This is a genomic window from Streptomyces sp. NPDC049879 (genome assembly GCF_044461265.1).
In the GTDB taxonomy this organism is placed as follows: domain Bacteria; phylum Actinomycetota; class Actinomycetes; order Streptomycetales; family Streptomycetaceae; genus Streptomyces.
In genome coordinates this window covers 1-26,902 of the sequence record NZ_JBITKT010000015.1, presented here as the reverse complement: position 1 = coordinate 26,902, position 26,902 = coordinate 1, and the positions used below count along the sequence as shown (strand labels likewise).

The following is a 26,902-nucleotide window of genomic DNA, read 5'->3' as shown; positions in this document are numbered from 1 at the left end:
ACGGCGGCCCGCCCGCCGCGCGGTCGCGCCCCCCCGGCCGGCGGACCGCGGCCCCGCCCGCCCCCCCGGGGGGGGCGCCGGTGCGGCCCGGGCGCCCCCACGACCAGAAAGGACACCTCCGTTCCGTGACCGCCACCCCGCTCCCGGTCCCCCCGGCCACCGCCGCGTGGATCTCCACCCATGTCCTGGCACCGCGCGAGATCCCGCCCCGGGCGGCCGAGTGCCCGTGCCAGATCACCTCCGCCGCATGCCGCGAGGACGAGCACGACACCTGCGGGCACGACTACTGGACCCGCTACGAAGGCCCCGCGCCGGAGGGTCACCTCCTGCGCGGCCGGGGGCCGTGGCCGGTCACCGACGACCGCGCGCCCTTCCGGCCGCGCGTCGAGATCTGGGTGGTCGGGCGTGCGTGCCGCACCTACTGCCGCTGCCGGTGCCACCAGCCCCCACCCGCCTCCGCTCCCCTGCCCGCCCGCGCCGACCAACTCGACCTGTTCACCCCGTAGGAGACCCTGTGGGTACCGCCATCGCCACCGGCGTGATCGCCATCGCCGGCGCGCTGCTCGGCAGCATCATGACCGGTCGGATGCAGCGCCGCATCACCGAGGACGCACACGCCGCGGCCGAGCGCGCCGCCCTGCGCCGCGAGCAGATCGCCGCCGTCGCGGCCGTTGCCGCTGGCGCGGCCGACCACCGCCGCACCAGCTACCGCCGCCGCGTGCTGGAGCAGCGCGGCGCCACCGCCGAAGAGCTGGCCGAAGCCAAAGACGATGCCTACCGCACCCGCTCCGCCATGGCCCAGCCCCTCGCGCTGGTCCGCCTCCTCATCCCCCACCAGGCCGTCCGCGTGGCTGTGGACCAGCTGGTCGCCACGACGTTCGGGCTGCGCGAGGCACCCGACCTCGCCGCCGGGCGGGAGGCGTCCATCGCGGCGCACGACCGCTTCCTGGACACCGCCGCCGCCGTGATTGGCACGGCCGCCGTCCTCGGCACCAAGCCCTGACCTGCTGCCAAGGCCCCGCGCCGCCTTCCGGAGAGGGCGCCCCGGCGCCTCCTGCGGTTATCGAAACCGTCCCGACTTGGGACGATTCCACGGTGGTGACGCAGTTCGGCGGGGCGATCCCGCCGCAACCAGCCTGCGGTCTGCGCGAGATGTGCCCGATTCGCGCTGCGCCGCGCCGCTCACGACGCCGGATGGGCCGCTGCTGCGACACGCGGACGCACGACGCACGCTGGCCTGCGGCACGCCGCCGCCGACCACATCCACGGCACGGCGGCGGCACCGCCGAGATCCGCTCACCTGCGGGCTCGGACCCGTTCTACCCGCACGCCGGCTGAGGGACGGCCTGCCCGCCTGGTCGTCGCCTCTTCGCGGGGCGACGACCGGACAGGCAGTCCGTACGGCTGCCCCGACCAGTAGGAGAAGACCATGGCCCAGCACACCGGAAACCGTCTCGACGACAGCGAGGCTCGCGACGTCACGCAGCTGCGGGACGTACACGGCGACGTCAACACCGGCAGCATCACCAGGATCGACGCCATCCACGCCCCCACGCACCTCGGGCACGGCCCGCAGATCAACGGCGACGTGGTCCACGGAGATGTGATCCACGGGAACGTCCTGAACGGGACCGGCTCCATCGGATGACCCGTCGATCGTGGCCGGTCGGCCACGTCCGGCACCCGCCCGGTGTCGCGGCCGTGGTCGACCGGGCGGCACGACCTGGCGGCGCTCGGCGTACCCCGGGAGCCGCTGGACCAGCGACGGCAAGCACTACATCTGCTGGTACGAGCTGACATCCGATTTCGGACCGGTCACCGAGCATCCCCCGACGTAGATCTCGACCCCAGACGGCCCGCCGCGCACCCGCGCGGCGGGCCGTCCCCGTACTGGAACTGCATGCCCGTTCCACGAGGAACACCTCCACACCGGCCACACGTACCTGACTCAGCCCCGCTTCTGACCCTTCGGAAGGCACTCCCGTGCACGACGGCACCACCCCCGACCTCGCCCCCGGCACCCTCCTGGTCCTCGTCGGCCCCGCAGGGGCCGGAAAGACCACCTACGCCCGCCAGTTCGTCCCCGGCACCGTGAGGGTCTCCCTCGACGAGCTGCGAGGCCGTCTCGCCGACGACGAGTCGGACCAAGGGGCGACCACGGACGCCGTGTCCATCCAGCACGCCATCATCGACGCGCGGCTCGCCCGGGGACTCCTCACCGTGGTGGACTCGACCGGCCTTCTCGCCCACGCCCGCGCCCGCCTTCTGGCGCAGGCACGCCTCTACCGCCGCCCCTGCGTCGCCGCTGTGTTCGCCACGCCGCACGAGGAGTGTGTACGGCGCAACGCCGAGCGCTCCCGTCGGGTGCCGCCCGCTGTACTGGCCGACCAGTACGCGGACTTGCCGACCCGCGACCAGCTGTGCGACGAGGGCTTCGACCACGTTCTGACCGTGGTGACCCGTTCCGGAGGGCGCGTCGCCACCACAGGGTCAAAGATGTGATGTAGAGTTTTCTTTGTCGCCGAAGGTGGTGGCAAGGAAACGGGCCCTCCTGCACGGAGGGCCCGACCGGGGGCATCTAAGGCCTGGCAGCACGCGGATGCCCCCGCTTCTCCCGCAGCTCACGAGAGGCAACCAGTATGCACGCCCCCCGAACCGAGGACTGGGCCGGGATCACCGGCCTGTACCAGGAACTGATCCCCGTCCGGCCACCGGCCCCGGCCCGCTGCGCGGTCTCCCCCCTCACCCCCGAGCAGATCTCGCACAACCGAGCCGTCCTGTACGCCGCCGTCTACCCCCGCAGGCGCAAGACCAGCGCGGCCGAGCGGGACACCAACGCCGGTGCCGGTGCGGACGCGACCGGGAGCGTACGGTGACCGAACAGAGCGCTCCGGCGCCCCAGCCGCTCGCCGAAGCACGTCCCCAGGACATCCTGGCCGGGCGTACGGAGTACCGCAGCAGCAGACACCTGGACGCCGACAGGGCTGATCTCCTGCGCGAGCGCGAGTTCCTGCTCAGCCAGATCACCCGCCTCCGGGAGCAGAGCAGCCGACTGGAGGCTGTGGCCGACCGGATCGCAGCGGACCGCGCCCGCCTCCGGACGGAGCTGGCTGCCCGCCCGTCCCGCGCCGCAGTGCTGCGAGAGACAGCAGACGAGATGGACGCGATCTGCGAGCAGCACGGCGTCTTCGGAGTCGGCGACATCATGCGCCGCAAAGCCGCCGAAGCCGACCCACCCGCCTGATACCCGCCGCCCGGACACGCCTTCCGCGCCGTCCGTGTGGCCCGGCCGCTGGCCGCCCTCACCCGAACACGGGGGCGGCCCGGCCTGCCACGCGGTGAGCCCCCCCACAGCCCTGCCGCACTCCGGGAGACCGGCATGCCCCTGTACGTCGATGACCTCGCCGCCTACCCCGACCTCGCCCCGGAAGGCCCCCCCATCAAGGGATGCCACCTGCTCGCCGACACCCGCGACGAACTGCACACCGCCGCCCGGCATCTCCACGTGCCCCGCACCTGGTTCCGCGAGCCGGACGGCCCCACCGGTGTCCGCTGGCACTACCCCCTGGGCCCCCAGCACCGGACCCGAGCGGTCCGCGACCTCGGCGCCCTCCAGCTCGACCGCGCCGCGCTCGCCGAACTCCTCCGCACCCGTCTCCGAGACGAAGCCCCACCGGCGCGCGACATCCTCGACTGGCACGACAGCCGCCACTGGGACCCCACGGGGGACCAGCCCTGCACCCTGTGCGACAAGCCCACTCCCCTGCGAGCCCACAACGGCGAAGCCGCGCACAAGACCTGCGCCGAAGCGTGGCGCGCCGACCATCCCGGCGAAACCCGTTTCGTATCCGACGCACCCACCCGCAGCACCACCGACCACGCCTGAAAGCCCCACACCACCGAACGTCCGGCAGCCCAGCACTCCCCCGCCGACTCCAAGCTCGTTGGCAACCCTGAGGACCGCGACAACCAGGCCGGCAACGCCGTCCCGGTGAACTCGCACACCGTGGTCCGCCGAACAACTCCTCACCATCCCGTGACCCCATGCCACCCCCGGGAGGCACCCCATGACCCGATCCGTCCACCTCGCCGATCCGGAGGCCTGGGAGCGCGTAGCCGTCAACCTCAGCCACGCCTTCAACACCTACATGCTCCCCGGAGGACCCGACCGCATCCCCGACGCAATGATCCACCTCCAGTACGGCCGCGCCCGCTGCCAGGAGATCTTCGCCCACGCCCTTGCCCAGGCCCCGACCCGCAGCGCGCGTTCCGCCCTCCAGATGGAATGCCGCAGTTACCTCGCCGAGTTCGACCGGGCTCACGCCTTCCTCATCGCCAGCACCCAGGGCGCGCCCACCGCCTGGCCCCTCCTGTTCAGCCGTCCTGGACTGCCCAAGGTCGAGGAGTGGCAGCGGCAAGCGGACATCGCCGAGCGGCCCCTCCTCACCCGCACCCCCGACTGGACCCCCACCGTGAACAAGGAGACCTGCCCGCGATGATCCGCACCCAGCAGTTCCGCATCTCCCGCCGCCCCTACGCCGTTGACCTCGACGGCCTCACCCTGGAACAGCGCAGCGGCCCTGCCGGCCCCTACTGGGGCCGCATCCCCGCTGTGTGGTTCCGGCGCCGCACCGGGGGCGTCACCGTCGCCTGCCTCGGCTACCTGTGGGCTCTTCAGACCGTCAGGCCCGAGACGGCGACCGAGTTCCTGGTCGCGCACACCGACGGCCGATACGGCGGCGACTGCGAAGGCCGCTGGGACGGCCAGCTGTACTGGGGCGCCCAGGAACCCGAAACGGCCGCCCGGCACCTCGCGTTCCTTCGCCCGATGCTCGACGCCTTCCCCGTCGTCCCGGACGGATACGACGGCTGGTGGAGCTTCGGGTAGCCACCCCTTAGCAACCGGCCACTTGAGGGCTTCGCCCCGGGACTCCGGCCGTCTGTGAGCCTGTAGGCGGCCGGAGCGAGCCTGCGTTTCCGGCGGAAACGGCGACAGTCCCTGGCTGCCGCCCCGCCTGGCGCCGCCGTTTCTGCTGGAAACGACGGCGCCGGGCGGGCAGTTCGTTTCCGCTGGAAACACCACTCTCGGGCTGTACGGTGGGGGCACCTTAGCTCTGGAGGGTAAATGACAGGCGCGCTCCCGCGGCCCAAGCGCAGAAGTACCAAGCCCAAGCCCGAAGTGGCTCCCGAAGACGTGCTCTACACCGACAGGGATCGAAGCGGCGACATTGTGGACCTGGCGCTCGACTCCCTGTGTCCCAACCCGTTCAATCGACGCGAGATGAAAGGAGTGCCGGAACTCGCCGCAACCATCAGGGAGGTTGGCCTTCTGCAGCACATCGCTCACATCCGCGCCGAGGTCTGGAGGCAGAGCTATCCGGAGACGGCCGACCAGATCACCGCCCCCAACGTGATCCTCTTCGGAGAGCACCGCTGGCGCGCCCTCCAGGAGCTGGGCTGGGAGAAGATCCCGAGCGTTCTGCGAGACGACAAGGTGGAGGTCGCCCGCCTCATCACCTTGGTCGAGAACCTGCGTCGTGCGCAGCTTAGCCCTCTGGAAGAGGCCGAGCACTACCAAGAGCTGCGGAAAGCCGGCCTCTCGTACGAGCAGATCGCGGAGAAGGTTGGTGAGACCGCAGAGGGCGCGGTCTCCAAGGGCACCGTTTGGAAGCGCGTGCAGCTCCTCGGTCTCGCCCCGGAGATCCAGCAGGCGCTTCGAGACGGCACCCTCAAGGTCAGCGCTGCTGAGAAGGCTCAGAAGCTCGACGAGCAGGACCAGCGCGACTATCTGCGCCTTGTGCGAGAGGGGCTGCATCCCGCCGAAGCTCACGCACAGGTCCTCGCGTCGCAGCGGCGGCCCGATGACTCCCCCGACGAGGTAGTCGTTTCTGCTGGAAACGGCGTCGGCGGAACGGTGTCCCCCATCCCGAACCCGGCGCCCGTTTCTGCTGGAAACGAGGAGACCCCACCGCCCCGCCAGCGCCGCGTGAAGCCATCCGTGGCCAACGGCGACGCCGACCGCCGCGCCGCAGCTGCTGCCCGTGACACCCACTGCCGACGCCTGGTGGAGACCACAGATCCCGCCGACACCCGCAGCCATGAGCTGATCTTGGCCGTTCTCACGGCCGGTGTGCTGGCTCCGCAGCAGCAAGTCGCTGCCCAGCAGCGTGCGTACACCTGGCTGCGCGAGACCAACCGCAACGGCCTGGACGCTGCCGACGCTGCCGCCTACTTCAGTGCAGTGCAGGACTCCGACGACCCCACCCTTCAGCGCCTTGCTGCCTTCGCGAGTGCCTTGGCTGCCGCCGAACTCCGAACGGGGGCGCGCCGCCAGTCCTGGAGCAGCCGCGAGATCCACCACGTGCGCATTCTCCAGGAGTACGCGCAGTACTCACCTGAGACCGAGTGGGAGCAGAACGCACTCGGCTTGGTCACCTCAGGAGGAGACCGATGACAGCCATCGACCCTCGCTTCCGCCCCAACGGCCGGAACTGGCCTCTCATCTGGGCCTACCTCATTGAATGCGGTGGCTCCACCAAGACCAGCAGCGCCACGTCCATGGCCGTCACCGCTGCCCTCCGGGGATACCCCGGCGTCGTATTCGACCTCGACAGCAACATGTCATCCTCACTGATCCTCGGGTATGACGAAACTGCTCTCAAGGGAAGGAAGACGGCGCTTGACCTGCTCTACGGCCGTGCCACTCTCGACGAGGTCGCGCTCCCTGCGCGGTATCGCATCGGCACGGGCTACGACGACGAAGACTTCGCGACTATCCCAAACCTCCGGATCGTGCCGAGCAGCCCGGCCATGGCCGGCGCCGACACCGCCATCGCCGAGGACGCGGACCGCAACGACTGGTTCCTGGAACTCCTGCGGGCCTACGAAGGCGATGACACGGTGTTCTACCTGGACTTCCCGGCGAGCTACGGAAAGATGCCCTACTCCGTGCTGCGCATGCTCGACGAGGAGGACTCGGTCATCCCCTCCATCAAAGCCGATCCCAAGGACGTCAAGCTCGTCAAACGCCTCGCAGAGGAACTGGAGCGCGTAAGGGAGAAGAACCGCGGCCGACGCTCCGTGCCAGGGCGCCCCACCTTGAACCGCATACTGCTCACTGGAACGCCGACCGCCACCTACAAAGAATCCGCCGCCCGCCGCGCCGCCGAGCTCGCCCAGGCCACATACGGGGCGGTGCTCCTCCCGTATGTCCGGTACTCGGCGGATGCCAAGAAGCTGTACGAGGACGAGTGTCCTCTACCGATCCTGCTGCCGAACTCCGCCCCCGCCGTTGACTACCGCAAGGTCATGACGCACCTCGGATTCATCGACCGGGCGCGGTGACCGTTTTCGCTGGAAACGCTGAGGCGTGACAAGGGCTGGCTCCCGATAGCGAGGGAACCAGCCCTTTACGCTTGCCGCGCCTGAGCGCTGTTGCACGCACGGTTGACTCAAGACGGACTCGTGAACGCCAGCGGCTGTCTAGTCGGTCCGCTGATCCAGCAGGCGAGCCGCCAGAGCGCGCTGGCGCTCTGGGCTAAACAGCCGGGGTCGCGCTGAACAGGTGGACGGCCTCGCCTTCGCCGTCGTTGTTCCAGTCCAGCAGCAGCTCGGCGTCGCCCAGGCCCTGCTTCTTGCCCAAGGCGGCGGTCACGGTGCCGCTCGTGTACGAGCCGTCGCCGTCCTCGGCGCGGGACCGGAAGTCGTACGTCCCGCTCTTCAGCATGGGGTCGGTGCCTGACTGGGAGCGCTTGACCTGGACCCGCACGCGTGCCGCGTCGAAGGTGGCGACCTGCTCGGCCGATGTCGGCGCGTTCCACTCCACCCTGGCCCAGGCGCTGACGTTCGACCCGGACCGGCGGGCGCAGACCTTGACGGTGAAATCCCAGTTGTCCGGCCACGGCCCGGAGTACTGCGGCATGTCCAGGCTCTTGCTGCTGGTGGTGCACTTCTCCGCCGCCACGGCTGCCGGCGCCGTGCAGAGCGCGCCGCCTGTCAGCGTCACCGCGACGGCCGCCGCGGTGACGACCTGCCCGATACGCATGGGGTCCCCTCCTGTTGATCGGATGTCACCGGCTCAACCGGACAGCGCCCGCCGCCGCTACGCCGACCGAGGCCTGATCACCCACACGGGGCATCGCCGCGTCCACGCCCTGACGGCCCCGGAGCGGAAGCCCGCACCTCCTGTCCTTCCTCGGCGAGCCCTCCGGCGCGAAGAGGCCGCAGGGGACGGAGCGGTCATGAACGTGAGCAGCCGGGCACGGCGGGATGCCGCACCCGGTGTGCGGTTCTGCTCACGCTTCGGGTGATCCCGGTCCGCCGGTCAGCAGCGTTCAGCGGCCAGCTGGCGTACGACGGCCGCCGGATCTCCGGCCGCTGAGATCCTCGCCAGACGCGCCTGATGGTCGCCGATCCCCCGGCTCCCGCCGAGTGGGTCAGCCACGCCGGGGAATGCCTCGCGGGCCAGGGCGACGTAGTCCTGGCCGGCCAGGACCGTCACGTCTGCTCCGGCGACGCACAGGTCGTGCGCCTGGTGCCGGAGGGTCTCCCCGCTCACCGCGTCCGGATCGCCGGGCCGCGTGTCGTAGGCCGTGATCCAGCGATCGAGAGGCAGCAGCCCGTACTTCGCGGACAGGATCAGCACCCTCGCGTCCTGGTCGTCGCGGGTGAGGGCGTCGGCCGCGCGGCGGGCCGCCAGGTGATAGCTGCCCACGTACATCCGCCCGGCCTGCTCGACCTCGACCGGCTGCCCCTTGCGCGGGCCGTACGGCTCGACGGCCTTCTTCTTGCCGCACGGCACGATGACGACCTGCTCCCGCGGCTCGGCGGCGATCCGGTGCCGCCCGGACTCGCTGATCCGGATGGCTCCGGCGCACGGCTTCCACACGCAGTCGGCGATCTCGGCCGCCCGGCACTGCGCACCGTAGCAACAGGCCCCGTCGCACTCCGCCTGGCCGCACAGCATGCGCGGCTCGGTCCATTCGAGCCAGCCGCGCGCTCCCAGCGTCCGCAGCACCCGCAGGTTCACGGGGAACGGAACCCACCCTTCGGGGTGTGCGGCAGCGGTGCGCAGAGCGACCCGCTGGGCCCGGGGGAGTCTCGGCCCGGCAGGCCGGGGCGCAGGGATGCCGGGAAGGACCAGGTACTCCTGGACACCCGCCGCGCCGGTGTCTGCCCGCGCCGGCCTTCGCCGGGTGCGGGACGGCTGCACAGCCCGATGTACCGGCTCCGGCCCCTTGAACAGGAGTCCTTCAGGGACGGTCTCCTCCCTCGCCGCTGCCCCCTCTCCCCCGCCTTGCGGTTGCCGGCCTGCTGGGGCGTCGGCGGAAGAGGCGGGAGCAGCGTCAGCGGCACGCCCTTGGCGGTCGCGTTCCTCGGCCTCCTCCGGGTGACCAGCGGCGCGCTCCCGGGCAGCCCGGGACAGATCCGCTCTCCTGCGCTCCTCCTGGCCGCCGGGCAGAAGCGGCCGGGGCTGGGCGTCGATCCTCCGGCTGCGCACCACTGGTTCGGGGCGGCACAGCTTCCAGACCCGGAGGGCTTCGCGTCCGTCCGCAGTCGGGACCACGGCCATGATGCCGGGGTTGTCGGGATCGGGCGTGGTCAGGAGTCCAGCGGCGGCCAGTGCCTCGACCCGGCCGTGCGCGACGCGGGGACCCCGTCCTTCCTGTGTGCGGTCGCAGAAGTACAGGACGCGGTGCTTGGGCATCCACCAGTGCAGCCAGCCCATTGCCGCCCACCTCATCACGTCTGCGTCGGCCTCCGACCACCTCAGTGCCGCCGCCCGCTCACCGTGCCGCAGGCGCTCGGCTGCGTCGGCCTCCACCCGCTTCCAGGCGCGGTGCTCCTCGGCGTGGTCCCACGCGGCGCGCTCGGCTTCCCCTTGGGCGTCCGCTCCCCAGCGCAGCCTGACGCGCCCTGGCTCTTCGCCCCGGCCGGTGCCGAGCCCGAGACGCCTGTCCCGTTCTGCGCACACATCGCACATGGCCTTGTACTCCCCGGCACGCGCGTCGTTGTGGGCCACGGCGCGGATGAAGACGGGGAGCCGGTCGCGCTGGGCGAGTTCGGCGTCGATCTGGGCCGGGGTGAGGGCCTGGACGGTGACGGGCGTGGTCACGAGAGCTTCCTTCGGAGGCGTCGGTCGGGACGGTTCTGCCGCCCGCCCCCGCAGCAGGGGGCAGGCGGCAGACGAGGATCAGGGGCGCAGGTCGGCGACCAGGGCGGTCGCGTTGTCGGCGTACGGCGCTTCGCCATGCCGGAGACAGAGGAGCTGCGAGACACTCACGGCCTCAGTGACGAGGCGGTTTGCAGCCGTCCGGGGGGTACCGGTGAGGTACTGGGCAATCGGCCGCACCGAGTCCGCGAGAGGGTCGTACGCGCCGTCGCTCGCGAGGAGCAGGCGGCACGGCTCGGCGGGGTGGCTGGCGGTCTCGATCGCGCGATGCCCGTAGACGTCTCGCACCTCTTCGTCGGACTGGTCGGACCCGAGGAAAGACGTGACGACGTTGCGTCGCCCGCGCGCGACTCGGCGCATGTTGTGGTCACGGGTGCAGCAGCGCAGCACGCCGCGCGGCGTGAGGATATAGGCGCGGGCGTCTCCGCACCACGCGATCGTGATGCGCTGGCCGGGGACGACGACGGCGACGACGGCGACGGCCGATGGCATGGAGTCCCGGCGGAACGGGTCCTGGCGGTCAGGGTCGGCGGCGTACGCGTCGTAGACAGCCCGCAGCCCGGCTTCGGCGTTGCCGCGCCGGGCAGCGGCACCAGCGACACGGACGGCGGCGGCGCGGGTCCACTCCCGCACGTCGGGATCGTCGCCGATCCCGTCGAGCAGCACGTAGGCGCGGGTTCCGCCCGGCGCGGAGCGGACGGCAGTTGCGTCGCACTGGTGGGAGCGCGTGCCGGTGAGCTGGGCGGCGGCGTAGCTGCGCATGATGACGAACCTCCAGGAGCGAGAGAGGAAAGAGCGGTCAGGTGTCGCGTCGGCGGCAGGGCACGGTGATGACGGCGATGCCGGGGCCGATCGGAAGGGCGGCCAGCGCGAGAGCGACGCGTTCCCGTGAGGCAGCCAGCGCCTGGCGGGTGTCCGGGCCAGCGGAGCCGCCCAGCGCGACGGGATTGCCGCCGAGGGTGATCCGGGTGACGTCCGTGTGGTGCCGTCCGTGCCGGAAGGCGACGTTCTGCAGGTCGCAGGTCCGGGACGGCTGGTGCACATGGAAGCGCGCTTCGTACACCGGCTGGTCGGGGACGTGCAGACGGGCCGCTTCGGAGACGGCGTGGGTCAGCTCGTCCGGCTGATGGCGGGCCGCGAGCCGCGCGACCTGCTGCATGACGCGTGCCGATGCGATCGGGCGGCGGACGACAGCCCGCGCGATGACCCAGGCGGTCGAGACGCCTGAGACGGCATCAGCTGTCCAGCGCGCAGGATGCCGGGCAGGCAAGGTCCGCCACTGGTCGAGACGCACACCGGCACGGTGGCGCAGGCGGCGGGTGGGGAGGGAGCGCGCGAGGACGACAGCGACGACGGGGAGGATGAAGGCAAGGGCGCAGTACATGCTGATCTCCAGACCGGGAGGAAGGGGAGGGGGACCGCGGGGGAGGAAGCCGCCCTGCTGCGCGGACCCGGGCGCGGCACGGCGAGAGGAGCGGACCGGCCGGTGACCGGTCCGCGTAGGTGGAAGCGCTCTCAGATCCGGCTGGCGTAATAGGCCGCCCGCGTGGCCTGCTCGGCATCGACGACTCCGCGCGCGGTGACGTGGTGGACTTCGAAGCCCTCGGCGCGGCACGCCGCCTCCAGCTCGGCACGGGCGCCGTCCTCCAGAGGGGTCGGCACCGTTTCGGCCACCGTCAGGCGGGTCTGGCAGGTGCCCCACACGACGCTCCAGCGGTTCGTGCTGTTCACCGTGTCCGGGCGGGGCTTGTGCCGGTCGAGCAGTGCGTTCAGCTCGGCCGACGTGCCCGGGCCGCCTTCGGCCCAGCACCATTCGTCACCGATCGCGTAGCGGCCGTACACGTCAGGCTCGATGACCTGGGGGTATTCATCGTCGTAGGACAGGTTTCGCAGCTCCCAGCCCTCCTCGATCCGCCGCAGGCGGTTCCCGTACGGGTTTTTCTCCGCCTCGAAGTCGTCGGCGATCATCTGGACGACGTCGTCGGAGAAGGTGACGGAGATGCCGAAGCGGTTGGAGGTGCCGTCCGTCCAAGCGGGCAGCGGTCGGCCGTGGCCGTCGATGGTGACGGCGGTCGGCCACCAGGAGATAGCGGGGAACGAGGTCATGGTGATGAGTCCTTTGTCGTTCTGCTGGTGGGGGAGAGGGAGTTCGCCGGGCGGGCGGAGGACGACGGCCGTCGTGGCGGGGGAGGGCCGGTCACTTCCCGGCGGGCAGGTTGGCCGGGGTGGTGTCGCCGCTCTCAGCGCCGCGTGGCGCTCGCTGTCCGCCGTCGACCGTGGGGCGCGGACCATCCTGATGAGCCCGGAGCGGTCGTCGTCCGTGACCGTGCTCCCGCCCGGGCAGATCGGCCCGGGCGGGAACGCGCCCCCCGGGCCGGGAAGGGTGGGGGTCAGTGCTGTTCTTGGTGGATGAGGAAGGCGAGAGCCAGAGCCACTGCCGGAAGATCCTTGGAGTTCGGCTTCCCCCTGGGGAACGTCTCGTGGCCGTATCCCCTGATGCAGATCTCCTCCAGGTGGGGGTGGATCTGGATCACTACCTGGTCCCGGTCGGTGGGGCCGGACAGGCGCGAGGTGACGCCCCACGGCCCGTCCCACGCGGTCCAGCCGGAGCCGAGCAGTGCGGCGACCGCGCGGCCGATGTCGGCGACGGTTGCGTACCCGGAGCCTTCCGGCTCCTCCTGTGCCGCTTCCGGCTTGTCCTCGTCCGTGGTGCTGATGGCGGCGGCGACCTGGGTTTCGGTCCAGGGGCCCGGCAGGATCAGGACCGGGGCGTTGGCGGGCCAGATCTCGCAGCCCGCCGTGTGGTCGTAGCCCAGTACGGCGAGCCGTGTCCCGGCGTCGGCGACGTCGGCGACGTCGCTCCGGTCGGTCACGCACGCGGCGCACTCTCCGCACAGAGAGCGGATGTTGGCGATGTACGGCTCGTAGAAGTAGTCGGCGACGCGGCGTCCGTCCTTCTTCTCGTTGAAGTCCGCCACGACCAGGTCGCCGTCCTCGACGTCGCGGGCGCGGACGACGATCGCCTCGGACAGCGGGGCGGGCAGGGGCCTGTGGTCGTCTTCGGTGGGGCGTTCCGGGATGGTGACGGGGCTGAGGTCGTACAGGCGTCGCATGGCGTCTCCTTGCGGGGGAGGGGCGTCGGGAGGGTGCCACCCCTTCCGACAAGAAAAACTCTACGGCAAGTCTTTGCATTTCTCCAGCTCACTCTGTCCGCCGAAGGAGTGAAACCGCAGGTCAGAGGCCCCGTGCCCACGGTCGGCGGGTTCGCCGGGGGACGGCAGTGGCCCGGACTGCGCTCTCGCCGTAGCTGCCGTCTTGGCCCCCGCTCGCGCCCCTCCGCGCCCGGCCGACCAGCCCCAGACCCATCGGACCCGGCATCGCGCCCCCGCTGGGTTCGCCGGGCGACGGGCCCTCGCCGTCACAGGCCTCCTCCCGTAGCTGCCGTCTTGGCCTCCGCCCGGACATGGCGAAGGGCCCGCAGGACAACGTCCCCGCGGGCCCTCAAGTGGCAGATCTCCGGCGAGCGCCGGCTTTGGACTGCCTATCCGGCGGCGCCGATCCGGTTGCCGCGCGCTCGAGGAACGCGCCCCCGGATCGCCGTGTCCGTGTCGTACATCTCCCGCTCCTGCCACGTGAGATGCATCTCGACCGGCAGACCGAGCCGGGCCCCGGTCTTCAGCAGATACCGGCCCCGGCCCGGGTGCGGCTGGTCCGTCTGCCAGGACTCGGGCGCCGACCAGCTGGCCACCATCTGCCGCTCACGCGGCGTCAGAGCCCGTACGCGGTGCACTCGCTCCAGCTCGGTGTCCGGGAGAGCGCCGGTGATGACCGTTGCGCACCGCTCGACCAGCCCGCGCGCTTTCGCCCGGTCCTCCGGGGTCGGAAGTGTCTCCGGGTCGGCGAGCGAGTGTGTTGCGATGACCGACCCGAGCCCCTGATTGCGGTTCAGCCGCCCGAGCCGGTCGGTGCGCTCCACCAGGCCCGGCGCCGCGCGCAGCGACCGCCACAGCTCGTCCTGCACCGTCAGGTACGGCCGGTCGTCACCGACAGCCCGCGCCGCCTCGATCGCGCCGAATCCATACGCCCACGTACACATCAGCGCCGCCGCCACGATGTCGTCGGCGGCCTGCGCGAGCGCGGAGATGTCGATGGACACCGCCGGAGACGCGAGATCCGCCGGTGTACTGGTCGGCCGGTCGAACAGGTTCCGCAGCAGGCCGTGGCAGATCCTCGCGAGGGTGCGGACGATGCCGTCCGTCAAGTTCTGGTACTCGTGCTCGCTGCGTGCCTTCACCGCCTTCGTCAGCTTGTCCCCGCCCCGTTCGATGACGGCCATGACCTCGGGGATGACCGGCTCCCGGTCCCGCTTCCCGAGCTCGTCGAGCGCCGCGCTGACCGCCAGCTCCTCGGCGTCCGTGATCGGGCCCCCGCGGTTGCCCCGCGCGATCAGGCACAGCGCGAGCAGCAGGTCCAGGCGGCGGGTGCGGATCTCGTTCCGCAGTCCTTCGGCCCGATCCGTTCCGGCGGCCTCCAGCCGCCGTACGGCGTGCCCCATCGCCCCGGAGTCCAGTGGATTGAGCCGTCCGAGTCCCCAGCCGATCCGTACAACCTGGCCGCCAAGCGAGGACACCAGCGACCCGTACTCGCCTTTCAAATCCCCCAGGACGAGGCCGCCGGTGCCGTAGGCCACCAGCCCCGTGACCAGCCGCTTCACCAGCGCCGACTTTCCCACCCCGGGCTCGCCGAGCACACAGATACCCGGGTTGGTCGACAACCCGTGCCGGACCCAGTCGATCGGGTCCAGCGCGACGACCTCGCCCCAGATCATGTGCCGTCCGATCGGCACCCCGGTCGCCGGGCTCCCCGACCCGGCGGTGAACGGGAACAGCCCGCACGCCTGCACGGTCGTCGCCTCGTACTGTGCGGGAGCGGCGACGTACGAGGCACGTCCCCGTCCCGGCCCCGGCCAGCCCCACGACGGCGGCACCGGCCCCGTGTCCGGCATTCCCCTGCTCACCACCTGGCTCCCTCTCCTCTCACCGGGCCCGGCGCCGCACGGCGTCAGGCAGATAGATCCCCAGCGGCAGCGTCGCCGCGAACACGGCCGCCTGCGCGCGCCATGCCCGCCGCAGCCGGATCCTCGACGTCCCGCCGCGCTGCTCGACGTCGGCGACCGCCGCGTCCAGTTCGGCCGGGTCGGTCACGGTCGTCGTGACGGCCAGCGACATGAGCCCCAGCCCCGCGCCCTGCGCCTCCTCGGCGGCGGCCTGCTCCGCCCGCGCCCGGTCGGCCGCGTCCGTCGCCGACTCCGTTCCCTGCCGCACCGTCCGCAACTCGCTCCGATACTGGGCCGCGTTCACCTGCCTGTTCAGGTGCTCCGCCGCCTGCTCCGCCGTGTACGGCCGGTACGACAGCGCCACCCTCCTCGGCCACCGGCCGGGCGCCAGCAGCGGGATCAGCACGTCCGACGTCACATGCTGGCGCGGAGCCAGCGCCCACACCCATCCCACGGAGACACCCGAGTCGTGCTCGTACCGGTCCGGCAGCTCCCGGGCCGCCAGCGGCCCCGCCGCACCGCTTGCCAGCAGCTGCTCGGCCCCGGCCTCCCGGCCGGTGTCGTCCGGATCGCGGACCAGCGCGCGGGCGACCTCCGCCCGCGCGCCCGGGTCGAACGCGACCCTGATCATGCCGGCCAGCCGCGCGGCGCTCGCCCGTCCCAGCACCGTCACGCCGCAGCCGGTGAGCGCCCGTTGCAGTCCTGCCAGCAGCCTGCCGGTCTCCGCGACTGCCTCCGCGAACGTCTCGGCGGGCTGAGGCGAGCGGGCCGGATCGAACACAATCGTCACCAGCGTCTCGACGGCGGCCGACGCCGCCGGCGACGTCCTCACCAGCTCCCGCAACACCTGCACAGCGATCTCGGGCGCGTCCGGATCGATCCTCGCCTCTGCGTAGTCGGCGAGCGTGCTGCCCGGGTCCGGCGCGGTGTCCACCGTCACCGTCACCCACGCCACGGACGGCACATGCCCCAGCCGCGCGAGCCACGCCCCCCACTGCGCCACCCACCCGTCCACCGTGCCGTCGTCCGCGAGCGCGGTCGACACCGGCGCGACCCGCAGCGTGGCCGCCAGAAGCCCGGTCCGCCGGTTCCACGCCAATCCGAAGTGCCCGCCGTCACCGTCCTCGCACTCCAGGAGCCGCACCGGCGCGAGCAGCCCCGGCAGATCAGCGTCCGGGCCGTACTGCGTCAGCACCCCCGACACGTACTCGTCCTGCCCGGCCCGCACGCCCCGCTGCCACCGCACGGCGCGGACGACGACCAGCAGCAGCGGTTCGCCCCGCCACCGCGCCGCCGCACCGATCCCGACCACGAGGGCGACGGGACCCGTCACCCACAGCGTCCGCACGGAGAACGTCAGCAGCAGCGCACACACGGCGCACACACCCAGCACCACAAGGGTCTGCCCCGGTGTCAACTGCCCCAGCCCCACCCCCCGCGGCTGCCGCCACCCGCCGTACAGCCTCACCTCCCGCGCCACGTCAGCTCTCCTTCCGATCCTGTACGTCCTGTCCGTCCCCCGCCGCCTCCGGGCGGGCTCCGTCCGGCTGTTCGGTCGCGGCGTTCGCCGCCCCTTGAGCGGCGGCCCGCGCGACGGACGCCGCAGCGGAAGCCGCCCCGCCCGCACCGGCCGCCGCCGTTCCCACAGGCGCAGCCGCCGCACCCGCGGCCTGACCGGCAGCTGATGCCGCAGCACGTCCCCCGGCCGTCTCCGGCACCGCTGCCGCGCCCGACGCCGTGCCGGGAAGGCCTGCCGGGGAGTGCCCCTGCCGCTTGGCGCCCTGCTGCGCCGTCGCCAGCGCCGACGCCGCCATGTCCTTCGCCCCGGACGTTGCGCCCCCGGCCGCGGCAGCCCCCGCCGCGGCCGCCGACGGCGCCCCCGCCCCCGCAGCCCTGCCGCCAGACGGCATCGCCGGGCGCGAGGAGGGGCGGGGTCCGGCTCCGGGACCGCCCCGGCCGCCTCCTGCGGGAGGCAGTGCTCCGCCGACGAGTTCTGCCTGGGCGTCCGGTCCCATGCGCCGCGCGCTCCGGGACCGGACTCTGCTGGCCGCCGCCATCGCGGCCCAGCCAGCGCGGCCGCCCCGTCCGTCCATCTCATCCGCCGCCCAGCTGAACAGCCGGATGAGCGCGGGGAGCGCCAGGACGGCCATGCACAGCATCGTGATCCCGACCAGTACGTCCTCCCCGCCCTGCGCTTCGCCGATCAGCCGGAAGGCCGCGAAGTACACGAGAGCGGCGGCGGGTTCCCACCACACCAGAGCCAGAGCCCAGGTCAGGACGCGGCGGTGCCATGTCCGCCCGAGGGAGAAGGTCCCGGCGGCCGCGAGCGTCATGCATCCGGCGAGGATGATGACGGCGCCCTCGCGCATCAGGGAGATGACCCACTGGACGAGGCTGGCGAGGAAGGCGATGAGGCTCAGCAGCAGCACCGCTGCGGTGCTGAGGCCGCCGGTGAACGCGAACGCGTCCAGGAGCTGGCGGCCGGTGTCCCGGTTCGCGGCATCGCTCAGGACCCAGGCGGCGAACGCGCCGCTGAACTCGACCACGAGCTGGAGGCAGCCCACTCCGGCAACCGTCCAGAAGACGAGTTTCGCCAGGCCTTCACCGAACGTCATCAGGTGCTCGGGGCCCGGCCGCATGACCATCCGGATGCCCAGCAGGATCATCCCGGCCGCCGCCACGGTCACCGTCAGCGGCTGGGTGACGTCCTGGATCGCGGCCACGACGGGTTCGTTCAGGCTCTCGTCCGTGTCGATCCACCAGGTGGTCGACTGCTCGACCATCCAGGCCGCCGCGTCGGCGAAGGCGTCGGCCATCGCCTCCAGCCCGGACCGCGCTGCCGCCGCGACACACCCACCCGGGTCGGTGATCCCGCACATCAGGCGCCCCCGGGGAAGGTCTCGAAGCCGTCCGCCGACGCCACGGGACGACCGGCCCACTGCCCGCCCACCGGGGCGACCAGCGTCCAGTCCCCGGCTTCCCACCGCAGCGTCACGGGCACCTCGACCAGGACCTCGCCGCCGTCCGGCCCGGCACCGCGCGACAGGAGGCGGACGGTCACCTCCTCCGTTGCCGCGGCGGCGGGATCGGACGGCCCTGCCCACCCGGCGAGTTCGGCGTGCGACCGGATCGGCTCGTTCGCAGGCAGGCCCGACGCCGCACGGGCAGCCTCGTAGTCGACGTCGAGCTGCGCCCGAAATGTCGTGGTGTCCCCGGCCATCCGCTCCACGAGCGGTCCGTAGATCTCCGGACCGGCCTGCGGCGACACACGCGCTGCCCAGTGCGCGGCGGCCAGCACCGCCCCGCCGAGGTCATGGCTGAACCCTGCGGCGGCGGCCTCGGACACGGTGGTCGGCCCGTGTACGGGACTGACCGGCAGCAGCATCCCCCGCCAGTCGTCCCACGTCAGGCCGGACCAGTCCACCCGGGCGCCCGCGTCGCCGTCATCCGCCTCGGGCTGCTCCTGGTCGACCGCGCCCGGCTGGTCTGCCGTCGCCGGCGGGGGTGGTGCGCTCGTCACCGGCGCGGACGGCTCGGCGGCGCCGACACGGTCCTGCCCGGTATCCAGCAGCAAGGCCGTTCCCAGTACCGCGGCGACGGCGACCGCACCGCCCGTCACCCACATGATCACAGTCCGGCGCGTCACAGGAACTGCCCCACCAGACCGGCGCCGACGCCCGAGATCAGCAGGACACCCATGATCAGGTACGGGATACGCGACACGGTCTCGGCCGCCGTCGTGGCCCCCTTGGACGAGTAGGAGCTGGCGGCGAAGCGGTACCCCATCAGAATCAGGGAACCAGCCGCGACCGCGAATCCGCCCCACTTGAGCATCCCGAGCCCGAGATCACGCTGAGGGATCAGGTCATCGATCGGCTGGGAGTCCGGGTTCGGGATCTCCCCCTCTGCCAGCGTCAACACGGCGGGGATCAGGTCGGCCAGCATCACGGCGCGCGCTCCTCTTCGAGTTCTAGAACAGGGCTGGGTGAGGGAGACAGCAGCGAGGAGAGATGGGCCATCGACGCGCACACCCCGGCCGGCACCGGCAGGGACAGCGGGTCGTCAACCTCCCGCCACTGCGAGACGTACGGCATGTGGACGATGCCCCGTACCCGGTCCTGGAGCAGCCGCAGGCGCGCCCGGACCACGGACGGCTCCCGCAACGGGCTGTCGGCCACCACGACCAGGACGGGCGGCTCCGCCAGCCACCCGCGACGGATGTGCTCGTACGCGACCCGCACCCCCTCGGTCGCCCACTGCATCCCGCGCGCGGTGCCCCGCGCGACCATCACCAGCACCTCGTCCCGCACGGCCAGCGCATCGCGCTGCACCTCCCGGCCCGCCGGGCCCAGCAGCCGCGCGACGGTCGTCGCTCCGCACCCGCCGTGACAGCTCACCACAGCGATCGGCGGAAGCTCCACCGGCGGCAGATCCGTCCCGCCGGTGTTCCGCCGGGTCCCGATCCTCATGCCGATCACTCCCTCCCTCTATCCGGACCGGCTGTAGCCGGTCCGGATAGAGGAACGAGCCAAACCCCCCAAAATTTCGGTCAATTAGGGATATCGACCTATCGGTATGGTCCCGCCCATGCTCCAGACCGCCGCACGCCGATCCCGCGGACCCCTGTGGGCGGCCGTCTCCGCCGCCGCACTCGTGATCCTGCTGCCCCTGCTCCTCCTCGCAGGCACCGAGACCCCGCTCGTCCTGTGCCACGGGCAGGACAGCGCCGTACGCGCAGCCGCCCCCGCAGGCGACCAGGCACACATCAACCTGCCGCTCGCCGACGCGGAAGTCCTGCCGCCGGTCGAGCCCGAGCAGATCCGGCCCGGCCCCTGGGTCTATCCCGTGCCCGCCCCCGCGGCCATCACCGCCCGCTTCGGACAAGGCGGCGAGCACTGGGCCGCCGACCACACCGGCATCGACTTCGGCAAGCCCACCGGCACACCCGTCGTCGCCGCCACCGACGGCGTCGTTCTCAACCTGGCGCACGAGGGCGCGTTCGGCCGCCACGTCTTCCTCCTCCACGCCGACGACGTCGTGACCATGTACGCGCACCTCGACACCATCGACGTCGGTCGCGGCGCCTCCGTGCGCGCGGGCGACCCGATCGGCACGGTCGGGTCCACCGGCAACTCGACCGGCCCTCACCTCCACTTCGAGGTCCGGCCCCGCATCGACGGCCAGCACCTCCCCGTCGACCCGGAGCCCTACCTCGCCACCGCCGCCGCAACCCCGCCCGACCGCGAAGGCGACCTACCCGTCACCGCCCCCGCCGAAGGATGCGTCGTCCCGGCCGCCCTCGCCGGAGGCGCCGCCCCCGCCGCGCTCCCCGAACTGGCCCGCCGCATGATGCCCACCGTCGAGCAGCTGCGCACGAGCATCTGCCCGGAGCTGCCCACCTCCTGGATCTACGCCCAAGTCCAGGCAGAGAGCAGCTGGTCACCCACCGCATGGACGACCGATACCAACGGCGGCGCCGCCGGGCTCTACCAGCTCGGACACCACGCCTGGACCGCTGCCGGGGGCGACGCCGGAACCTGGACACGAGGAACCCGCCCGCCCGCCGACCACCCGGTCTGGACCCCGGAGACCCACCTGCGCATCGGCATCACCTACGTCTGCGGCAGCCTGCGCCAGATGTCCCGCCACCTCGCCGCCCACCCCGACAAGACCATCAGCCCGCTCGACGCCATGGCCGTGTGCCACGTCGCCGGATGCGGGCGCGTCACCCGCTCCGCCACCGGCATCCCCGACCCCGGCGAAGCCGACTGCGGCCAGACCTGCGCCGACACGATCCGCGCCTACCTCGACCACATCCACCGCCACCTCGAAGCGTTCGGCGCGGGCCCCGTGGCGCCCGCCGGTGATGCCGGACCCGTCCCCGTCGCCATCGACATCCCGCCCGCCCCCGAGCCGCTCACCGGAGGAACCGCGCGCTGCACCGAGCCCGACCCGACCGGCGGCTCCTGCCTCACCCCAGCCGCCGCCCACCTCCACGACCAGATCACCCACGCCTGGCCCGACTGGCACTCCCTCACCTGCCACGACGCCAGCAGCCGCGACCACTCCGCCGGCAACGCCTGCGACGCCGCCCCCGGCCCGCTCGGTATCCAGCCGACGCAGCAGCAGCTCGCCCAGGGATGGGCCCTCGCCGGGTGGCTGCGCGCGTACGCCGAGGACCTGGCGGTGGACTACATCGTCTGGCAGGGCCGCGTCTGGAGCCCGGACCGCCCCGAGGACGAGGACGGCTGGGGCCGCCCGTTCGACACCGGCCTCGATGCCGGGATCAGCGCCGGTCACTACGACCGCGTCCACGTCACCGTCCGGACCCCGCGGTGATCCGCCGCGCGGCACCCGCCGCCCTCCTGGTCCTCGCCCTGGCCGCCGGATGCTCGACCTCGACCGAACCACCGCATCCGGCTGTTCCCCCGGCGACAGCCGGGGCCCCAGCCCCGTCCGGCGCGCGCGTGCCCGACCCGCACGAGCCGGACCTCGGCCCGGCTCCGACGAGCACCGCCCGCTCGGCCGACCCGGCCGACGTCGCCCGCCGCTACCTCACCGCGAGCCGCGGCGCAGGCGACGGGGCCGCCCCCCGCGCCGCCGAGGCGTACATGGACCCCGCCAACCCCGAGCGCGGACACGGCCAGCAGTGGGAGCCCCCGCCGCCTCCCGGCACCATCCGCCAGGCCGAGCGCGTCGAGCTCACCGAGACCGCCCGCTCGGCCGACCGCGTCGTCTACCGCGCGAACTACCAGCTCGTCGAGCGCCGCGGCCGCCGGAGGACCGCCCGCACGGAGCAGACCGCCTCTCTCGTGTGCGCGCGGCAGCCGGACGGCCACTGGCTCGTCCTCCGCGACGCACCGCTGCTGCATCCGGCTCCGTGACGCGCCGTTCCGCCATGACTGCCCATCACCTAAGATCGGGCCTGCGGCCTCCTTCGCGGGGTCGTGGGCCCGGCTCGCGGCCCGGTGTGTCCGGCCCAGACCGGACACCGCTCACCGAAGGTGCCCCGCGCCGAGCCGCTCCGCGCACGTCTTGCTGGCCTCGCTCGCGCGGCTGGTGAGTCTGGGATCACCACAGCCGCAGGATCGAGCTGAAGATGCCGAAGATGCACGCGCGCAAGCGCGACCTGGCCGCCCTCAAGACGTCCCTGGGCATCAAGCACGCTGACGCGGTCGCGCTGCTGGACCATCCCGACGTCGGCGAGCGCCAGGCCCTCACCGGATACCTCGCGACGTATACGACGATCCGTACCTACCAGGACGCCGTCGCCTGCCTCCGCCGACAGCAGCATGCCCCGCCCGGCGGGGGCGACCGTGCCGTGTGGGTGCCCGGCGACTACTACGACAGCATGGACGAGGAAGACCCGTACGGCATGGGCTGCTACGAGTGCGGCGCCGGCGTCGGCGGCGACCCGTACGGCACGTGCGTCTGCGAGGAGGCCGCGTGATCCCGATGGCACTGTCCGACGCCCAGGCCCTCGTCCGGCGCGGCCTGGCCGTCTTCCGCATCCCCACAGACAGCCGCGTCCCCGAACCGGGCTGGCAGCAGCAACTCGTCACCACCGGCGACGAAACCGCGCTCCCCGGAATGCTCGGCGGCGACGCGAACTTCGGCGTCGCCTGCCGCGCCTCCCGCCTCGTCGTCCTCGACCTGGACACCCACCATGCCGACGGCCCGGCCCGCAACGGAATCGAGACGCTGCGGACCCAGCTGGACATCCGGGGACTGACCGACTGGCCCCGCACGCTGGCGGTCATGACACCGGGCGGGGGCATCCACCTCTACTTCCGGGTCCCGCCGGACTGCACGATCGCGAGCATCTCCGGCGGCAGATCCCCGCTCGGCCCCGGAATCGACGTCCGCGGCCCCGGCCGCCGCAGCGGCGGCTACGTCGTCGGACCCGGCTCCCGCATCCGCGGCCGGCCCTACCTCCTCGCTTGGGACCTGCCCGTCGCGCCGCTGCCCGGCTGGATCGCCACTCTCCTCACCTCCAGGGGGCCACGGTGACCGCTCCGCCCCGCCTGCCTGACGACCTGGCCCACCGGGTCCAGCTGTGCCAGTACCACGCCCCGCCGCTCACCACACCCGAACTCGCCGCGATCGCCGACTACCACCGCGCCGTGCCGCACTGCCTCGTCCACACCCCTCTGGAGAGCCTCGACGACGGCCCGGCCGACGCCGCGCAAGCCCTGCGGCGCCACGCCACTTTCACCCGGTGGTGGCACGACGCCCTCGAACGGCTGCTGGCCGACCCCAGGCTGGCCAACCCCGACCGGGACAGCCCCAAGCCCTACAGCCCCGCCGCACACGTGTTCATCGACCTGGCGGTGGCCACCTACCACAGGGAGAGGCGCCACCGCGAGCACGCGGTGACCACCTGGGTCCTCCGGCACATGCAGGCCCCCGCCGACTACCCCGAGGACACCCGGGGATGGACCCCCCACACCCGCGCCCTCACCTTCCTCGACTGACGAGCCCCGCTCCGGTCGCGTCCGCCCGGCCCCGTCCGGAGCGGACGCCGAACGGGCCGGGGGCGCACAGCCGTGCGCGAGCGCCCTGGGTACCGCCTGCGCGCCGTCTACCGTGGTCGCGACCCCCACGACAAGCGGAAGGGAACCCTCGTGACCACGGCCCCCCATGACGACGACCTGCCGGGCCCCGCCCCCGCCGGATCGACCACCACCGTCCACGGCCAGGAGGTGCAGCTGCCCGGCACCATCGCGGCGATCAGCGAGGCACTGCCCGAGGAGCAGCGCGCCGCGTTCGAGGCAGACCTGCGCCACATCCCCGTACGCGGCCTGCAGCAGTGGCTGGTACGACGCGCCCTGGAAACCGTGCCCGGCGCGGAGGAGGAGGACCAGGCCACGTTGGCGAAGCTGCGCGCCGGCGACCTGTCCGGCGTCACCTACGCCGACGAGACGGGCGGGGCGTAGTGGCGGCCTACCGCATCGCGTACGCGGGACAAGCACACACCGCCCGCGCTGAGCTCCCCGACAAGCGCCGCGCCCGGCTCGACAAGGAGATGAGCCGCACGCTCGGCCGTGACCCGTACAAGCACGGCTCGACCCCGGTCGAGCCGCACGACAAGGACCGCCGCGACGCCACCGTCGACGGAATGTTCGTCACCTACTACGTCAGCCGGGACGTCCTGACCGTCACCGCCGTCCGACTGGTCCGCCTCTGAACAGCAGCCACGGAAGCCCGGCGGCCGCTGGGGGGCTTCGCCGCCCCCCAGACCCCCGCTGCCCCGGCACTGCCCGGCGCGGACAGGCATCGTCACGGCCGGGCCCGGTGCGCGCCGAACAGCACCGGGGACTCCTCCGCCGGCCGCTCATCCCGGCCCTCTCCCTCCACTGCTGTGTCGCGTTCCTTACCCGCACGGCCAGCAGGAGCCGCCTTCCGTGCCCCCTTCGATGACCCCTCAGCACAGAACGCCCCGGCCTGACGCCCTTTCCCACCTCAGGTCAGCTCGACCCACAGCGTGTTCTTGCAGGTGAGACGTGCATCAGCCAGGAGATAAGCGGAGCGGAGGAGGAGAGCCCGCGCACAGGCAAACGTATAGGCAAACGTATAGTCGGCGGCGAGCTGCGGACAGACTGGCTGTACAGTTCTTATTGACCCGGGAGAGGAGACGGAGCCAGCGGTTCGCCGTGCACGGACGTACACGGCCTCGGCATCCGCTGGCCCCCTCCCTGCCGTCCAGAGACGACCGATCAACCGTACATTGGAGACGCTCCGCGATGATCCCCCGAGGCCGGCCGAGCACAACCGAGTCCGAACTCGCCGCCAACAAAGGCTTCACCCTGGCCAACTGGCGGAAGAGCCGGGAAGGCACGCTCATCCGCGACACGCTCACCCCGGTCCATGACAGCCAGACCGGCGGCAACCGGGTGATCGTCTACGACCTGGCACAGGTCCGAGCGTGCCTGGCAGGTGAGTCCATCCCCGATGTCCCCCTCCCCCCGCACCCCGACGACCTGCTCACCGCCGACGAGGCAGCGGCCATTCTCGGAATCCATCCGAAGACCCTCCGGGCGTACGCGGGACGCGGACAGGCAGACCAGGGGCAAGAACGGCACGGGCGCCGGTGGTGGTCCCGTCGCGTCATCGAGGAGCGCCGTGACAACCCGCCGTCGGCCAACCCCAAGCCCAGCGGCCGGCCCCGCGGCACGAAGGACAGCAAGCCCCGTGCGGCATCCCCGGCCGAGCAGCGCGCACGCGAGGTCGCCGAACTCCTCCGCGGACCGGTACCGGTGACCGTCGCATCGGTCATGACCGCCTACTCCCTGCCCCAGCGCACGGCGCAGAGGACACTGCACAGAGCCCGGGAGATCCACGCAAACGCCTGAACCTGAAGCGCGCTGCTTTCCGGTAGCAGGTCACGACGGACTGGACTGCCATGGGCGGACCGTGATGCACCGGCGGAAGCCCTCCCTCTCACCCTTGTCGTTCGCCTCGTCGGCGGCGGCCTGCGTGGGTGCCACCAGCTCCGGCGGTACCCAGTAGGCGACGCCGTCGACGTGTCGGGCGTAGATGTACGCGAGCATGATGGTGACGAGCCGCTGCCGCCCCTTCTGAGTGCGCTCGTACTCGTGGAGCCAGGTCCGCTCCACCCCAGACCTGTCCGGGCCGATCGAGGCGAGGTCGGGATAGGCCCGCCCGCCTTTCGCCCGCCCGACACCAAGTTCCAGGTCGGCACGGAGCCGCGCTCCCGGCCCCGTGCCAGGCCCCGGTTCGGCCCGGCGGATCTCCTGCTCGGTCACCACCGTGTGGGCCGGCTGGAGGTCCTGGAGGTGATGGGCGAGGTCGATCACCGCCAGGTCGTGCACCAGCTCTGCGTGCGACCACCGCGCCGGAGTGCCCGGTACCCCGGCGAACTTCATCCCGTTCTGGGTCAGCCAGTGCACACCAGGTCGGCCGAGCGGCGTGTCCCACTCGACAAGCTGCGCGGCGCGCAACGCCCGGAGCCGCCGTTCGTAGACCTCCTTCCGTCGTGTCCTTCCGTCCCGCCGGTCGAATTCGCGTTGCAGTTGGTCACGCTGAACGGCGCGCCACTTCGCCATCCACTGGGCGAATTCGAGATCCCGGGCGGTCAGCGCGCTCCGGGTCGTGGTGCTGCTTTTGGTCATCGGTGCCTTCCGCGTTCTCGGGGTCTACGCTGCCCATGCGCTAGATATACGTTTGCGTATACGCGGGGCCTGCTCGCCGCAGCGTAGTGCACTGGTCCTGACCTGCGCTGTCGATCTCCAGCGCCCCTGACCTTAGCTGAGATGACGGTTCCGGGGTCCAAGTGGCCTGTCCTGCGGGGACCTTTGGATATCGGGGGTGGGTGGAGAGAATTCCCGTATTCCTGCTGAAAGGGGAACAGGAGAACGAGCGGGCGAATAGAAGAGGTTTGGTTTCGTGGTGCTGTCCGGCTGAGTCGTGAAGGCAGTCGGCTGGGCGCGAGATTGATGCGGATGACAGTGGACGTGCGAGAGCAGGAGGTTCGGCGGCTGGGGAAGAGGGCCCATGGGGTGGCTGGCGTGGTCGGGGGAGGGCCGGGGCCGGGGCCGTGGGGGGGGGGGGGGCCGGGGGGGGGGGGGGGGGGCCCCCCCCCCCCCCCCGGGCGCCCCGCCCCCCCCCCCCCGCGGGGGCCCCCCCCCCCCCCCCCCCCCCCCCCCGCGCGGGGG

32 protein-coding genes are annotated in these 26,902 nt (G+C 72.3%); 19 read left to right on the top strand and 13 right to left on the bottom strand.

Features of this window, described 5'->3' with window-relative positions; translation table 11 throughout:
- Positions 1-125 precede the first annotated feature (125 nt).
- From ACIBPC_RS31655 to ACIBPC_RS31605, 11 genes are all read left to right on the top strand, one after another.
- Positions 126-506 carry a hypothetical protein gene (locus ACIBPC_RS31655; protein WP_398849488.1) on the top strand — a complete coding sequence of 127 codons (381 nt, stop codon included), beginning with the start codon at positions 126-128 and terminating at the stop codon, positions 504-506.
- An 8-nt stretch (positions 507-514) separates the two neighbouring features.
- Positions 515-1,003, top strand: coding sequence for a protein kilB (locus ACIBPC_RS31650; RefSeq protein WP_398849487.1), 489 nt, complete (start codon positions 515-517; stop codon positions 1,001-1,003).
- A 426-nt stretch (positions 1,004-1,429) separates the two neighbouring features.
- The gene (locus tag ACIBPC_RS31645) at positions 1,430-1,648 is read left to right on the top strand and encodes a hypothetical protein (protein WP_398849485.1); all 219 of its coding nucleotides are present in this window, start codon (positions 1,430-1,432) and stop codon (positions 1,646-1,648) included.
- Between the two features lie 335 nt (positions 1,649-1,983).
- On the top strand, positions 1,984-2,502 hold the full coding sequence (locus ACIBPC_RS31640; RefSeq protein WP_398849483.1) for an AAA family ATPase: 519 nt from the start codon (positions 1,984-1,986) through the stop codon (positions 2,500-2,502).
- A gap of 137 nt (positions 2,503-2,639) precedes the next feature.
- Positions 2,640-2,876: a hypothetical protein gene (locus ACIBPC_RS31635; RefSeq protein WP_398849481.1), complete on the top strand. Its 237-nt coding sequence runs from the start codon at positions 2,640-2,642 to the stop codon at positions 2,874-2,876.
- Entirely contained in the window at positions 2,873-3,244 is a 372-nt protein-coding gene (locus tag ACIBPC_RS31630) for a hypothetical protein (protein ID WP_398849480.1), read from the top strand. The genes ACIBPC_RS31635 and ACIBPC_RS31630 overlap by 4 nt, the downstream gene beginning before the upstream one ends.
- Before the next feature lie 135 nt (positions 3,245-3,379).
- Positions 3,380-3,886 carry a DUF4031 domain-containing protein gene (locus ACIBPC_RS31625; protein WP_398849478.1) on the top strand — a complete coding sequence of 169 codons (507 nt, stop codon included), beginning with the start codon at positions 3,380-3,382 and terminating at the stop codon, positions 3,884-3,886.
- Between the two features lie 181 nt (positions 3,887-4,067).
- On the top strand, positions 4,068-4,499 hold the full coding sequence (locus tag ACIBPC_RS31620) for a hypothetical protein (protein ID WP_398849476.1): 432 nt from the start codon (positions 4,068-4,070) through the stop codon (positions 4,497-4,499).
- Positions 4,496-4,888 (top strand): hypothetical protein, encoded by a 393-nt coding sequence (locus ACIBPC_RS31615; RefSeq protein WP_398849475.1) that lies wholly within the window; start codon positions 4,496-4,498, stop codon positions 4,886-4,888. The genes ACIBPC_RS31620 and ACIBPC_RS31615 overlap by 4 nt, the downstream gene beginning before the upstream one ends.
- Before the next feature lie 237 nt (positions 4,889-5,125).
- Positions 5,126-6,454, top strand: a complete 1,329-nt coding sequence (locus tag ACIBPC_RS31610; RefSeq protein ID WP_398849473.1) for a ParB/RepB/Spo0J family partition protein — start codon at positions 5,126-5,128, stop codon at positions 6,452-6,454.
- Complete coding sequence (locus ACIBPC_RS31605; protein ID WP_398849471.1) at positions 6,451-7,344, top strand: ParA family protein; 894 nt, start codon at positions 6,451-6,453, stop codon at positions 7,342-7,344. Before ACIBPC_RS31610 ends, ACIBPC_RS31605 begins: the two co-directional genes overlap by 4 nt.
- Before the next feature lie 193 nt (positions 7,345-7,537).
- Here ACIBPC_RS31605 and ACIBPC_RS31600 read toward each other — a convergent pair whose 3' ends face one another.
- The 12 genes from ACIBPC_RS31600 to ACIBPC_RS31545 form a co-directional block, all read right to left on the bottom strand.
- Positions 7,538-8,044, bottom strand: a complete 507-nt coding sequence (locus tag ACIBPC_RS31600) for a hypothetical protein (protein ID WP_398849469.1) — start codon at positions 8,042-8,044, stop codon at positions 7,538-7,540.
- Between the two features lie 279 nt (positions 8,045-8,323).
- The gene (locus ACIBPC_RS31595) at positions 8,324-10,114 is read right to left on the bottom strand and encodes a DUF6884 domain-containing protein (protein WP_398849468.1); all 1,791 of its coding nucleotides are present in this window, start codon (positions 10,112-10,114) and stop codon (positions 8,324-8,326) included.
- 78 nt (positions 10,115-10,192) lie between these two features.
- Positions 10,193-10,933 (bottom strand): PP2C family protein-serine/threonine phosphatase, encoded by a 741-nt coding sequence (locus tag ACIBPC_RS31590; RefSeq protein ID WP_398849466.1) that lies wholly within the window; start codon positions 10,931-10,933, stop codon positions 10,193-10,195.
- Positions 10,934-10,970: 37 nt separating this feature from the next.
- Positions 10,971-11,465, bottom strand: a complete 495-nt coding sequence (locus tag ACIBPC_RS31585; protein WP_398849464.1) for a hypothetical protein — start codon at positions 11,463-11,465, stop codon at positions 10,971-10,973.
- 221 nt (positions 11,466-11,686) lie between these two features.
- Positions 11,687-12,277 (bottom strand): hypothetical protein, encoded by a 591-nt coding sequence (locus tag ACIBPC_RS31580; protein ID WP_398849462.1) that lies wholly within the window; start codon positions 12,275-12,277, stop codon positions 11,687-11,689.
- A 284-nt stretch (positions 12,278-12,561) separates the two neighbouring features.
- The gene (locus ACIBPC_RS31575) at positions 12,562-13,284 is read right to left on the bottom strand and encodes a hypothetical protein (protein WP_398849460.1); all 723 of its coding nucleotides are present in this window, start codon (positions 13,282-13,284) and stop codon (positions 12,562-12,564) included.
- Positions 13,285-13,712: 428 nt separating this feature from the next.
- Complete coding sequence (locus ACIBPC_RS31570) at positions 13,713-15,188, bottom strand: helicase HerA domain-containing protein (RefSeq protein ID WP_398849459.1); 1,476 nt, start codon at positions 15,186-15,188, stop codon at positions 13,713-13,715.
- 19 nt (positions 15,189-15,207) lie between these two features.
- A complete protein-coding gene (locus tag ACIBPC_RS31565) occupies positions 15,208-16,707 on the bottom strand; it encodes an SCO6880 family protein (RefSeq protein ID WP_398849457.1) in 1,500 nt (499 codons plus the stop codon).
- 1 nt (position 16,708) lies between these two features.
- On the bottom strand, positions 16,709-18,043 hold the full coding sequence (locus tag ACIBPC_RS31560) for a hypothetical protein (RefSeq protein ID WP_398849455.1): 1,335 nt from the start codon (positions 18,041-18,043) through the stop codon (positions 16,709-16,711).
- A 62-nt stretch (positions 18,044-18,105) separates the two neighbouring features.
- A complete protein-coding gene (locus tag ACIBPC_RS31555) occupies positions 18,106-18,801 on the bottom strand; it encodes a hypothetical protein (protein ID WP_398849454.1) in 696 nt (231 codons plus the stop codon).
- A 68-nt stretch (positions 18,802-18,869) separates the two neighbouring features.
- Complete coding sequence (locus ACIBPC_RS31550; RefSeq protein ID WP_398849453.1) at positions 18,870-19,175, bottom strand: hypothetical protein; 306 nt, start codon at positions 19,173-19,175, stop codon at positions 18,870-18,872.
- Complete coding sequence (locus ACIBPC_RS31545; RefSeq protein WP_398849451.1) at positions 19,172-19,696, bottom strand: hypothetical protein; 525 nt, start codon at positions 19,694-19,696, stop codon at positions 19,172-19,174. Before ACIBPC_RS31545 ends, ACIBPC_RS31550 begins: the two co-directional genes overlap by 4 nt.
- A 118-nt stretch (positions 19,697-19,814) precedes the next feature.
- On the opposite strand from ACIBPC_RS31545, the gene ACIBPC_RS31540 reads away from it, so the two are divergent.
- The 8 genes from ACIBPC_RS31540 (at position 19,815) to ACIBPC_RS31505 (ending at position 25,579) form a co-directional block, all read left to right on the top strand.
- Positions 19,815-21,566 carry a M23 family metallopeptidase gene (locus ACIBPC_RS31540; protein WP_398849449.1) on the top strand — a complete coding sequence of 584 codons (1,752 nt, stop codon included), beginning with the start codon at positions 19,815-19,817 and terminating at the stop codon, positions 21,564-21,566.
- 128 nt (positions 21,567-21,694) lie between these two features.
- Positions 21,695-22,111 (top strand): hypothetical protein, encoded by a 417-nt coding sequence (locus ACIBPC_RS31535; RefSeq protein ID WP_398849447.1) that lies wholly within the window; start codon positions 21,695-21,697, stop codon positions 22,109-22,111.
- A 224-nt stretch (positions 22,112-22,335) separates the two neighbouring features.
- A complete protein-coding gene (locus tag ACIBPC_RS31530) occupies positions 22,336-22,677 on the top strand; it encodes a hypothetical protein (protein WP_398849445.1) in 342 nt (113 codons plus the stop codon).
- A gap of 5 nt (positions 22,678-22,682) precedes the next feature.
- Complete coding sequence (locus tag ACIBPC_RS31525; protein WP_398849563.1) at positions 22,683-23,237, top strand: bifunctional DNA primase/polymerase; 555 nt, start codon at positions 22,683-22,685, stop codon at positions 23,235-23,237.
- Positions 23,234-23,701, top strand: a complete 468-nt coding sequence (locus ACIBPC_RS31520; protein WP_398849444.1) for a hypothetical protein — start codon at positions 23,234-23,236, stop codon at positions 23,699-23,701. Before ACIBPC_RS31525 ends, ACIBPC_RS31520 begins: the two co-directional genes overlap by 4 nt.
- Before the next feature lie 150 nt (positions 23,702-23,851).
- Positions 23,852-24,163: a hypothetical protein gene (locus tag ACIBPC_RS31515; RefSeq protein WP_398849442.1), complete on the top strand. Its 312-nt coding sequence runs from the start codon at positions 23,852-23,854 to the stop codon at positions 24,161-24,163.
- On the top strand, positions 24,163-24,414 hold the full coding sequence (locus tag ACIBPC_RS31510) for a hypothetical protein (RefSeq protein ID WP_398849441.1): 252 nt from the start codon (positions 24,163-24,165) through the stop codon (positions 24,412-24,414). The genes ACIBPC_RS31515 and ACIBPC_RS31510 overlap by 1 nt, the downstream gene beginning before the upstream one ends.
- Before the next feature lie 556 nt (positions 24,415-24,970).
- Positions 24,971-25,579 (top strand): DNA-binding protein, encoded by a 609-nt coding sequence (locus ACIBPC_RS31505; protein ID WP_398849439.1) that lies wholly within the window; start codon positions 24,971-24,973, stop codon positions 25,577-25,579.
- A 30-nt stretch (positions 25,580-25,609) separates the two neighbouring features.
- Here the strand turns inward: ACIBPC_RS31505 and ACIBPC_RS31500 are convergent, their stop codons facing one another.
- Entirely contained in the window at positions 25,610-26,359 is a 750-nt protein-coding gene (locus ACIBPC_RS31500) for a hypothetical protein (RefSeq protein ID WP_398849437.1), read from the bottom strand.
- Positions 26,360-26,902 lie beyond the last annotated feature (543 nt).